Here is a 10,912-nt window from a genome sequence, read left to right as displayed (position 1 = left end):
ACAACGACCGAAAGCGGCTTCCACTACGGGGACTAACCCGAGCAAAACTAAATACATTTTTATACTGATTGGAGTGAAATGATTTGTCATACTTGCCGAAGTCTCCTTGGCTGGTTCATTACGACGCCTCCAGCTGCAACGGCTGTGATATCGAAGTACTGGCTTGTCTGACGCCTTTATATGATGTCGAACGTTTTGGCGTTTTGAATATTGGCAATCCTAAGCATGCTGATATTTTTGTCGTGACTGGATCTGTCAATGAACAAAATAAAGCGGTAATTAAAAATATTTATGACCAGATGGCTGATCCGAAAGTTGTAGTGGCAATCGGAGCTTGCGCCACTTCCGGAGGAATCTTCCGCGAATGCTATAATGTCCAGGGCGGAATCGATAACGTCATTCCAGTAGACGTCTATGTCCCTGGATGCGCTGCCAGACCTGAAGCGATCATTGACGGTGTCGTTCAGGCTTTGGGAGTCCTTGAGGAAAAATATAAGAACTTAGGGAAGGTGGCGAAATAGATGACGGAATGTATCATTAATCCGGTCGCGACTGAAGAGCTTGTTGACCGTTCAAAGCAGTATTTGCAAAATGGGTATCGACTGGTTCAAATCTGCGGCACCAAAACGCTATCGGAAATGTATTTACTTTATTCGTTTGAAAAACTCGACTTGACTTTGGAAACTTTGAGATTAGATGTCCAGGTTGGCGATACCGTTCCGAGTATCAGCGGTGTATATTTTGCAGCGTTTCTTTATGAAAACGAGATCCATGACCTTTATGGCGTTAATGTCAGCGGAATGGCAGTCGATTTTCAGGGGACATTTTACGAGACAGCAGTTAAACAGCCTTTCAGCGTAACTGCCGCGGATATGAAAGAATAGGAGAGGAATGGTAATATGGGTGAGCGAACAATAATTCCATTTGGGCCTCAGCATCCGGTACTGCCTGAACCGCTCCATCTAGATCTTATTATGGAAGATGAGAAAGTAGTTGGCGCTGTTCCTTCGATCGGGTTTGTGCACAGAGGCTTGGAAAAGCTGGTTGAAAAAAGAGATTTTAATGAAATGATCTATGTCATTGAGCGTATTTGCGGGATCTGCAGTTTTATTCACGGACAGGCCTATGCTCAGACGCTGGAAGGCATGATGGGCGTGGACATTCCACCCCGCGCCAAATACCTGCGTACCATCTGGGCGGAACTTTCCAGGGTACACAGCCACTTGCTCTGGCTCGGTCTCATGGCCGATGGTTATGGATTTGAAAGCCTGTTTATGCATTGCTGGCGAATCAGGGAAAAAGTGCTTGATATTTTTGAAGAGACCACCGGCGGTAGAGTTATATTTAGTGTATGTAAAATTGGCGGGGTCTGGAAAGATATTGATAACGACACATTGAATAGAATAAAGCGTATTATCAAAGACATCGGTGAAGAAGCTAAAGCAGTGACAGACGTATTTGTACGGGACTATTCCGTTCAGAAGAGAACCAGGGGCATAGGAGTCCTGACCTATCAGGAAGCGATCGATCTGGGCGCCGTTGGTCCGACCTTGAGGGGCAGCGGTGTTGTGGAGGATATGCGTACCTTAGGCTATGCCGCTTACGGCGATCTGAATTTTGAGCCAATCGTCGAGAAAGACGGTGATTGCTACGCCCGTACCGTGGTTCGGGTGCGTGAATTATACCAGTCGCTGGACCTGATTCGTCAGTGTATTGAAAAGATACCTGACGGTGAAGTTGATATGAAGGTGAAGGGCAATCCAAACGGAGAATATATCGCCCGTCTGGAGCAGCCGCGGGGCCAGGCTTTCTACTACGCCAAAGGCAACGGTACAAAATATTTGGACAGGTTCAGAGTCAGGACACCGACGTTTGCGAATATCCCTGCGTTGCTGAAAATATTGCCGGGCGCAGACCTTGCAGATGTTCCGGTACTGGCATTGACCATTGATCCTTGTATCAGCTGTACGGAAAGGTAGGGAGAGACGCATGGCTTTTAATGTAATCAATAAAACAATTATGAAAAGTTTATTCAGCAAGCCTGCTACAGCGATGTATCCGGTCATCAAAAATGAATTTTATCCGAATACGCGCGGCAGCATTGAAATGGCTAAGATAGATGATTGTTCGTTCTGCGGCATTTGTTCCCGGAGATGTCCGGCTACAGCCATTGAAGTCGCTAAACCCGATAAAAAATGGGAAATCGACCGTACGCGTTGTATTGTTTGCAATTTCTGCGTTCAGGTATGCCCGAAGAATTGCCTGAATACCCAAAGAAGTTACACTGCGCCAATGAGAGATAAATCGAGTAAGTTGTTTACCGCATATGGGCCTGTCGTCCAGGAAGTTACTTCCGGGACAGAAGCTCAGAATAATCTTACACAGGTGGAAACAGTAGAAGAAGATGCATGAATATCCGATTACTGAACAAATTATAAAAATTGCTTCCGGAAAAGCCAAGGAGAATAATGCGCGTAGTGTTACGCGCATTACCTTGGTTGTCGGGGAGCAGTCCGGCTTCATTGGCGAATCCATTCAAATGTATTTTGATATTATTTCGAAAGGCACGCTCTGTGAGGGGGCTGTTCTTGAGATGGAAAATATTAAAGCCAAGTGGTACTGCCCTGACTGTAATATTCATTATACGCGTCAGCCGTTTTCTTTTGCCTGCCCTGACTGCGGCAATGATGGCATGCCAACAAACATTGGAAAAGAATTCTATGTTAAAGATATTGAAATAGAAACAGAATAAAAAGGGGGGCTTTAAGTGGCAGAAAAAGAAATTCAGGTTGTTCAGAACATTTTTGATGAAAATGACAGGATAGCCTTTGCGACGCAGGAAAAACTGGGCAAGATGGGTGTATTTGTTGTGAATATCATGGGGGCTCCCGGAGCAGGAAAGACATCGAGCATTATTAATCTCATCCGGCAGCTTTCCGAAAACAAAGTATATGTGATTGAAGGAGACATCGAATCGGATATTGACACGGTCAAGCTCAAAGAGTTAGGTATTGAAGCGATCCAGATTAACACGAATGGAGCATGTCATCTGGATGCGCCTACAATCCAGAGTTCCCTGGACGGATTGTCTTTTGATAAGCCCGGATTGTTGTTCATCGAAAATATCGGTAATTTGGTCTGCCCGGCAGAATTCCAAATTGGTGAGCATATCAAAATGCTGATTTGCTCAGCGGCTGAGGGCAGTGATAAACCGTATAAATATCCGCTGGCTTTTGAAAAAGCCGACGTGATTCTGCTTACGAAATGTGACTTGAAAACGTATGTTGATTTCAACGATGAATTTTTCCTTAAGGGAGTAAGAGCATTGAACAAAACTGCACCGGTGTTTGAAGTTAACGCTAAAACCGGACAAGGTTTTGAAGACGTTGCAGGATGGCTACTGCAAAAAAAAGGTTAAAAGGCTATTCTTTGCTTTTTTAGGTGAACCGTAATAAAATGATTTCAGTATGAGGTCAACCTTAAATCCTATATATCACAATTTTGAGCTGATAGGGTACGAAAGAGACTAGCGGCATTTGAACAGGGTGGTGAACGAAATGTGTGTGGCTGTTCCCGGGAAAGTGGTGGAAGTGAATGACTTTACCGGCAAGGTTGATTTCCAGGGGAATATTATTGATGTTAATATGGCCCTGGTAGATGCCCAAGCAGGTGATTACGTACTGGTTCATGCAGGATGCGCCATTGAAGTTATTCAGAAGGACACTGCCGATGAAATATTGGAGTTATTTGTAGAATTGGAGTCACTGAAATATGAATCTTGATCATATACGGAAAGAGCTTGCGGGCGATCATCAAGAGCTTAAAATCATGGAAGTATGCGGAACTCATACTTCCTCAATCTTTAAAAACGGCATACGCAGTCTGCTTTCACCAAAGATCAGGCTTATATCCGGTCCGGGCTGTCCGGTGTGCGTAACTCCGGCTTCCTATATTGATAAAGCCATCGAATGGGCCATGACACCGAACTGCGTGCTGCTGACCTTTGGCGATATGATGAAAGTGCCGGGCTCGGAGAAATCTTTAAGTGAGGCCAAGGCGGACGGGGCAAAGGTCGAGATCATGTACTCACCGCAGGAAGCGCTTAAAAAGGCCGCAGCTAACCCGGAACTTACGTATGTGATCGCCTGCGTCGGTTTTGAAACCACGATTCCGTCTTATGCGCTGGTTATCCAACAAATGGAGCGTTCCGGTCTGACCAATATCAGGTTCTTGACGGCGCTGCGCAGGGTTATGCCGGCTCTGGACTTCATCTGCGCCACGGATAATGAAATATCAGCGTTTATTGCGCCGGGGCATGTCAGCACGATTCTTGGTTCGCAGGCTTATGCCGGTTTGGCGGAGCAGTATATGAAGCCTTTTGCCGTAGCCGGCTTTGAAGGAGAACATATCCTGATCGCCATTTATGATTTGGTCAAACAAGTCGAAAATCATAAACACGAAGTGCATAATCTTTATCCTTCTGTGGTTAAGCCGGAAGGGAACGCGATTGCTTTAACATATATCAGCGACTATTTTGAAGCCGGACCTGCCTTTTGGCGCGGAATCGGCGTTATTGAGGACTCTGGTTTATATCTGAATCAAAAATACCGGCAATATGATGCCGGTTCGACCGATCTTGTCGGCGATGCTCAAAAATCGACGAACTGTCGTTGCGGCGAGGTTATCCTTGGCAAGATTAACCCTGATGAGTGTCCGATGTTCGGTAAGGCCTGTACACCGGCCAAAGCGCAAGGGCCCTGTATGGTATCGTCTGAAGGTACCTGCGGCATCTGGTTCCGGTTTACCAGAAAGTAATCCATTCATAAATTTGTAATCAACGTTTAAATGTTGCGTATGAAAAAATAAGTCGGGAAAATATACTAAGAAGATAAATAAGATAGATAAGGTAGATACAGTAAGATAGTTTACAGATGGACTCAGGCTAAGCAGCCTGTAATGAAAAATGAGTGGGTGAGTAAGTGAAGATTGTAATGGCGCATGGAAGCGGTGGCAATGCTACCAGGGAGCTTATTAAGGATCTTTTCCATAAATATCTGGCCAACGATTACCTTGATAAAATGGAAGATTCGGCCATCCTGCCGGTTTCCAAATATCCGCTGGCGATGACAACTGATTCTTTTGTGGTGACGCCTCTGGAATTTCCGGGAGGGAATATTGGCAAGCTTGCTGTCTGCGGAACGGTAAATGATCTCTGGATGGCCGGAGCCGAACCTCAGTATCTGACAGCGGGATTTATTCTGGAAGAAGGTCTCGAGATAGATTTACTTGACCGCGTCGTCGCATCTCTGAGTAAAACGGCCAAAGAGGCAGGCATTAAAATTGTCGCCGGAGATACCAAGGTCGTTCAGGGAAACGGCGGTTTGTATATCAATACAGCTGGTCTTGGTTTCAGAAAAAGCGGTAAACAGATTGGTACGGATGCTATCCGTAAGGGAGATGCCCTCATTGTCAGCGGTGACTTAGGTAACCATCACGCCTGCATCATGTCCCAACGCATGGAAATCGCCAATTCGATCCAAAGTGACTGTGAGAATCTTGGACCGATGGTCGATGCTTTGCTTCAGGCAGGCGTTGAAGTCCGTGCGATGAGGGATATTACCCGGGGAGGCTTAGGTACGGTCCTAAATGAGATTGCCGAAGCTTCGAACCATGCCATAGAGATTGAAGAGAAAAGCATCCCTGTGGATCCGGAAGTCAAATCTTTCTGTGACATTTTAGGCCTGGATCCACTCTATATGGCCAATGAAGGGAAGTTTCTCTGTATCACCGCTCAAGAGCATTCAGACCAGGCTTTGGAAATTCTTAAGCAAAATCGGCTTGGCACTAACGCGAGGCTGATTGGTAGCGTCGCGGAGACCGGAAGACCTCTCGTGACCGTGAAAACAAGACTGGGAGGAAAAAGAATTATCGATGTCTTATATGGGGAAGGCCTTCCAAGGATTTGTTAGAAACCGTTTGAGAACCAGGAAATTGTCAGCCAAGGGCTTTCTGATCTGGATTGCAGCCACAGCGTTCATCCAGGTCATTGCTGTCGAAATGATTCAACGGGGAGATTTTAAATTAGCTTTTGGGTGGATAACTTCCGATTTTCTGGTATTTCTGATCAACGATTTCCTGGCAATTGTCATTCTGTGTTTTTTTCTTTTTCTTACCGGAAATCTGCGCCTTACGATCATTTCTTCATCTGTCCTGCTGATTTTACTTGCGGTAACGAATACGGTAAAGAAACAGTTTTTAGGCGATCCTTTGTTCCCTTGGGATTTTGGAAGATTTAACCAGGTTTATAATTTACTGCCGAAGATTTCCGGAGAAGTGGTGCCGGTCCTTGTTCTTCTTGGTGTGGTGATCATACTTTTTATTTTGGCTGGAACATTCCTGATTCCGAAGGACCATCTTCGCTTAAGGACCAGAATCTGTGTACTCGTAGGTGTCGGGATTCTGATTCCTGTTCTTGTTTTTTACCGGCATACGCCGATTCAGACGTTGTTTAAAATGGCAGAAATCGAACATATCTACTGGGTTCAAACCCAAAATAGCTTACAGAACGGTTTTCTCCTAGGTTTTATGATGAACACGGAATATGTCATGGTTTTTGAGCCGACTGGCTACAGTGAAGAAACCATCGACAAGATCATTGCTGGTGACAAAGCCAGTTCGTCTGCCATGGTTGCCAGTGTTCAAGACAGCGGAATGAAGCCGGATATTGTTGTCATATTAGATGAATCTTTTTGGGACCCTACAAGACTTCCGAATGTTGTTTTTTCTGAAGATCCGCTGCCCAATTTTAGAGAATTAAGCAATGAGGGCACTTCGGGTGAAATATTGTCCCCTGTGTTTGGAGGAAGTACGGCAAATGTGGAATTTGAGTTTTTGACAGGGTTATCGACAAATTTCCTGCCTCAGGGAGCAATAGCTTACCAGCAGTATGTCACAAAATCACTGCCGGCTCTGCCCAGCCTGCTTCAGCGTTACGGCTATGAAACGACGGCCATCCATCCCTATCACAGCTGGTTTTATGACAGGGACAAGATTTACCCGCTGCTGGGTTTTCAGCACTTTTACAGTCTGGAAGATTTCAGTGGGGCAGAAATTGACGGCGAATATATCGGAGATATGGAAGTAAGTAAAAGAATTATTCAAGAGCTTCAAACTGCCGATCAGCCGGAGTTCATTTTTGCTGTAACCATGCAAAATCACGGTCCTTATCCGGCTGACCGCTATAATGACCATGCGGTGAGTACCTCAGGCAGTCTGACGTCCGAAGGAAAAGGAATTTTAGACACTTATGCGGAAGGCGTACAAGATGCAGATACGTCGCTGGCTTTTTTGACTGACTATCTGCGGGAATCGAATAGGCCGACAATCGTCGTTTACTTCGGGGATCACCTGCCTTTTTTAGGCAAGGATTATCAGGTTTATAAAGAAACTAGTTATATTACCCGGAATGAAAACGAATGGTCCACTGGAGATACCTTAAAAATGAAGTCGGTTCCGCTGATCATTTGGTCAAACGATCAGCCGGACACTGCTGAAATCACTGCGGATAAAAGTTTGGCAGGCGCAGTCAAAAAAATACAAAGGACCTCGAATTTAGGACTTATCAGCTCGTCGTTTCTGGGAGCCTATTTGTTGGAACAGCTGAATTATCCGAAAAATGCTATTTTTGATTATACCGGGCGAATGGCTGATGTACTGCCCGTTTACGGAAAAACAGTCTTTGTTGACCAGTACGGGCAGGTGTACAACGAGTTGCCATCATCATTCCAGGAAACAAAAGAAGATTACTGGCTGCTGGAATATGACCTATTATTTGGGAAGCAGTATACAAATAAATAAAGAGAGTAGAAACAAAGCTAAAAAGAAATTAAAATAAAGCAAAGCTTTAACCGAACAGAACTAATGGTTATCTGTCCAAACAGGGAGTGGAAAAATAAACTGAATGACAGGTATAAGGAAAGGTAGGGATAAATATGCTTGATTTGTTATATGAAAGAAGAAGTATCCGCAAATACAGCCCATCTGCAATAGAAAAAGATAGAATCCAAAACCTGGTCAAAGCTGCCTTATTGGCTCCTTCCGGCAGAGGGATTCAGCCGCAGCGTTTCATCGTTGTGGAAGATCGTGACCTCCTTCAGAAACTTTCCGTAGCAAGGGAGCACGGATCAGCTTTCTTAAGCGGAGCCCCTTTGGCCATTGTGGTCCTGGCGGACAGCAGTCTGACAGATGTTTGGACCGAAGATGCATCTATAGCTGCGATCATTATTCAATTGGCCGCAAAATCGATGGGACTAGGTTCCTGCTGGGTTCAGGTCAGAAACAGAAATCAGTCCGAGGGGAAGACCACGGAAGAATATATCCAGGAAGTACTTAACATACCCCGGGGCTTAAAAGTGGAATGTATGATCGGGCTTGGATATCCTGCGGAACAAAAATTACGCAGGACGGAACAGGATTTGCACTATCAAAATGTATTTGTCAATCAGTATAGAACAGAATTTTTAAACGAATATTAAGCATATAAGCTTATCCTGTAAATAAAATTCTTGTGGAGGTGTCGTTCATGGATTGTCCGGTGTGTCATGTGAAATTGCAGATGGCGGAACGCAAAGGAGTAGAAATTGATTACTGCCCGCAGTGCCGCGGAATCTGGCTCGATCGCGGTGAATTGGACAAAATCATCGAAAAATCCCAGTCTGAGAACAGTACTCAGGAACGCAGACCTGGATATGTAAATGAATACGGGAATTATGAGCATGAATACAAGCAGCATGGTCAAGACCATGACCATGACCATGAACATGGTCAACATGGAAAATATGGCAGAAACAATAAAAGATCATTCCTCGGTGATCTGTTCGATTTTGGCGACTGATCTATCCTAACGAAAAGTCAGGAATTTATTGCCTGGATAAAAAACAGTAAAAATGCAAATTCTAAGACCGTAAAAGGGTACGTAATGGTTGAGCCAAGATTCTGTTATGCTCTTTTGGGGGTGTAACCGGGTTGGCCAAAGATTGTCTGAAGGTCGAAGGCTTTCAGGCAGTCGGAGGGAAGATTTTTAACGGTTGGGAAAAGCTTTAAGGCAGTCGATTAATTTTATTGTTTTAGGGTTCCAACCTATCGTTAAGGGTCGAGCTAAGATCATGCCGGGTGTCGTATATTCTATGTGTTTGTAAGTTCGTTACAAAGTCATAGAATTAATGGTTGGCTGCAGCCGTGAGGTTGCTGTCAGCTGTAAAGATATCTTGTATGGTCGAACAAACCATGACTATAGGTGGCGACCTGCTTGGTTATGGTCGAAAGATCATGGCTGGGTAATCAATCATCTATGGTGGTGCAAGGTAGATTATTGCGTGCTCTTTTCCGACCAAGATACATAACAAAAACAAGAATGTAAGAATACGAGCTGGAAAATGACCATTTAATATTTAGGTAGTCTTATTAAGCGAAAAGTGGGCCGTTGCTAGCGAAATGAATTAAGACCGATCGCATGCATCGGCCTTTTTTTGCTACAAATCATCACTACCCGTTTGGCGGGTAGTGATGATTTGTAGCGTGAGGGTGTTTCAATTAGGAAAGGTTGGAGAATCCTTTAAGCCCCAAATTAATAAGCTGTCCAGCCTGCATCCGTAGTAATAATCGTACCATTTACAAAGGAAGCTTCATCTGAAGCAAGGAACAAGGCAACTTTAGCAATATCATTAGGTTCACCGGATCTTGGATTTAGATTAATTCCAGCCATTGCTCTTTCCATACCAAATTCATGGGGGTCACAGATTGTTTTACCGATATTTGTATTTACAGCACCTGGAGCAATTGCATTGCAGCGAATGCCGAGCGTGGCATATTGAAAACCGACATTTTTTGTTAAACCTACAATCGCATGTTTTGAGGCAGTGTATGCTGCCCCAGCTCTCGAGCCAAATAACCCTCCGACTGAAGCAATGTTAACTATTGTGCCACTTTTTTTGGTGATAAATATCGGAAGAACTTTTCTGATTGTACGCATAGGCCCAGTAGAATTAACTGCAAAAACACGATCCCATAGTTCGTCAGTTACTGCTCCAGCTGGTACGAAATTATCCATAATACCAGCGTTATTCACTAAAATATCTATCGTACCAAATTTATTCACAGTACTGTCGACTAAATTTTGAACATCAACTTCATTGGTAATGTTCGCTTTTATGGGAAAAGCAACCCCGCCAGCCGACTCGATTTCATAAACAACGTTTTCTACATCCTTAAGAATTAGGTCCGAGACAGCAACTTTAGCACCTTCTTTCGCGTAAAGGATCGCAATTGCTTTACCCATTCCGCTGGCAGCACCTGTTACGATAGCCACTCTATTTTCTAATTTACCCATTTTTTTATCTCCTTATTAAAGTGAGTATGGTATAAACGAAGCAACGCAGTAATTAATTACATCTCCTTTCCTGTTAATTTAATTGAAATAAGCTCTTTGTTTGGATAAGTATAAAATGGCTATAAAAGAGAAATCAAGAATAGTTATTTTTTTGACAAGCTTACCAATAAGCTGTTTAAAGATCTGAATGAAGTTGGCAAGAAACAATGAGATTTTTTTTAATTATGTTAAATCATTAACATAAAAATAACAGTAAGCGCCTAACAAATATATTCTGGTGCATAGCTTACGCACGCCGATCATGAGAAAATACCTCCAATAGATTAAATAATGGAGGTATGCCGGATGATTTAGACGCAGCAATTGACTATGACGTGATGTGAATGAAATAAACTAATTTATTCAAAAGCAAGCGATAGAAAAATTAGTAGTTGACATTCCTACACGAAACTGCTAAAATCATCAACTGTGGCTAGAGAATAAATGAGAATAAAAATGTCTCCAGCAGCGCAAAGGTCATTGAAA

13 protein-coding genes are annotated in these 10,912 nt (G+C 43.8%); 12 read left to right on the top strand and 1 reads right to left on the bottom strand.

What is annotated here, in order from left to right; genetic code table 11:
• Positions 1-83: 83 nt before the first annotated feature.
• The 12 genes from nuoB (at position 84) to A7K50_RS12450 (ending at position 8,893) form a co-directional block, all read left to right on the top strand.
• The gene (gene nuoB / locus A7K50_RS12505; protein WP_020490801.1) at positions 84-521 is read left to right on the top strand and encodes an NADH-quinone oxidoreductase subunit NuoB; all 438 of its coding nucleotides are present in this window, start codon (positions 84-86) and stop codon (positions 519-521) included.
• Positions 522-884, top strand: a complete 363-nt coding sequence (locus A7K50_RS12500; RefSeq protein ID WP_119776589.1) for an NADH-quinone oxidoreductase subunit C — start codon at positions 522-524, stop codon at positions 882-884.
• 15 nt (positions 885-899) lie between these two features.
• Entirely contained in the window at positions 900-1,979 is a 1,080-nt protein-coding gene (locus A7K50_RS12495; protein WP_020490799.1) for a nickel-dependent hydrogenase large subunit, read from the top strand.
• Between the two features lie 10 nt (positions 1,980-1,989).
• Positions 1,990-2,412, top strand: a complete 423-nt coding sequence (locus A7K50_RS12490) for a 4Fe-4S binding protein (protein WP_119776587.1) — start codon at positions 1,990-1,992, stop codon at positions 2,410-2,412.
• Positions 2,405-2,752: a hydrogenase maturation nickel metallochaperone HypA gene (hypA, locus tag A7K50_RS12485; protein WP_119776585.1), complete on the top strand. Its 348-nt coding sequence runs from the start codon at positions 2,405-2,407 to the stop codon at positions 2,750-2,752. The genes A7K50_RS12490 and hypA overlap by 8 nt, the downstream gene beginning before the upstream one ends.
• Positions 2,753-2,767: 15 nt before the next feature.
• Positions 2,768-3,418, top strand: coding sequence for a hydrogenase nickel incorporation protein HypB (gene hypB, locus A7K50_RS12480; RefSeq protein ID WP_020490797.1), 651 nt, complete (start codon positions 2,768-2,770; stop codon positions 3,416-3,418).
• 139 nt (positions 3,419-3,557) lie between these two features.
• Complete coding sequence (locus tag A7K50_RS12475; protein WP_026156136.1) at positions 3,558-3,782, top strand: HypC/HybG/HupF family hydrogenase formation chaperone; 225 nt, start codon at positions 3,558-3,560, stop codon at positions 3,780-3,782.
• A complete protein-coding gene (gene hypD / locus A7K50_RS12470; RefSeq protein ID WP_020490795.1) occupies positions 3,772-4,815 on the top strand; it encodes a hydrogenase formation protein HypD in 1,044 nt (347 codons plus the stop codon). The genes A7K50_RS12475 and hypD overlap by 11 nt, the downstream gene beginning before the upstream one ends.
• 164 nt (positions 4,816-4,979) lie before the next feature.
• Entirely contained in the window at positions 4,980-5,969 is a 990-nt protein-coding gene (gene hypE, locus A7K50_RS12465; RefSeq protein ID WP_020490794.1) for a hydrogenase expression/formation protein HypE, read from the top strand.
• On the top strand, positions 5,941-7,857 hold the full coding sequence (locus tag A7K50_RS12460) for an LTA synthase family protein (RefSeq protein WP_020490793.1): 1,917 nt from the start codon (positions 5,941-5,943) through the stop codon (positions 7,855-7,857). The genes hypE and A7K50_RS12460 overlap by 29 nt, the downstream gene beginning before the upstream one ends.
• Positions 7,858-7,991: 134 nt before the next feature.
• Entirely contained in the window at positions 7,992-8,534 is a 543-nt protein-coding gene (locus A7K50_RS12455) for a nitroreductase family protein (RefSeq protein ID WP_020490792.1), read from the top strand.
• Between the two features lie 47 nt (positions 8,535-8,581).
• Positions 8,582-8,893, top strand: a complete 312-nt coding sequence (locus A7K50_RS12450) for a zf-TFIIB domain-containing protein (RefSeq protein ID WP_083916677.1) — start codon at positions 8,582-8,584, stop codon at positions 8,891-8,893.
• A 732-nt stretch (positions 8,894-9,625) separates the two neighbouring features.
• Here A7K50_RS12450 and A7K50_RS12445 read toward each other — a convergent pair.
• Positions 9,626-10,387, bottom strand: a complete 762-nt coding sequence (locus A7K50_RS12445) for an SDR family oxidoreductase (protein WP_026156134.1) — start codon at positions 10,385-10,387, stop codon at positions 9,626-9,628.
• Between the last annotated feature and the right edge of the window lie 525 nt (positions 10,388-10,912).

Origin of the sequence: Dehalobacter sp. MCB1 (genome assembly GCF_003590275.1) — a bacterium.
Taxonomy (GTDB): Bacteria; Bacillota; Desulfitobacteriia; order Desulfitobacteriales; family Syntrophobotulaceae; genus Dehalobacter.
This window is presented reverse-complemented; position numbering and strand designations above follow the sequence as displayed.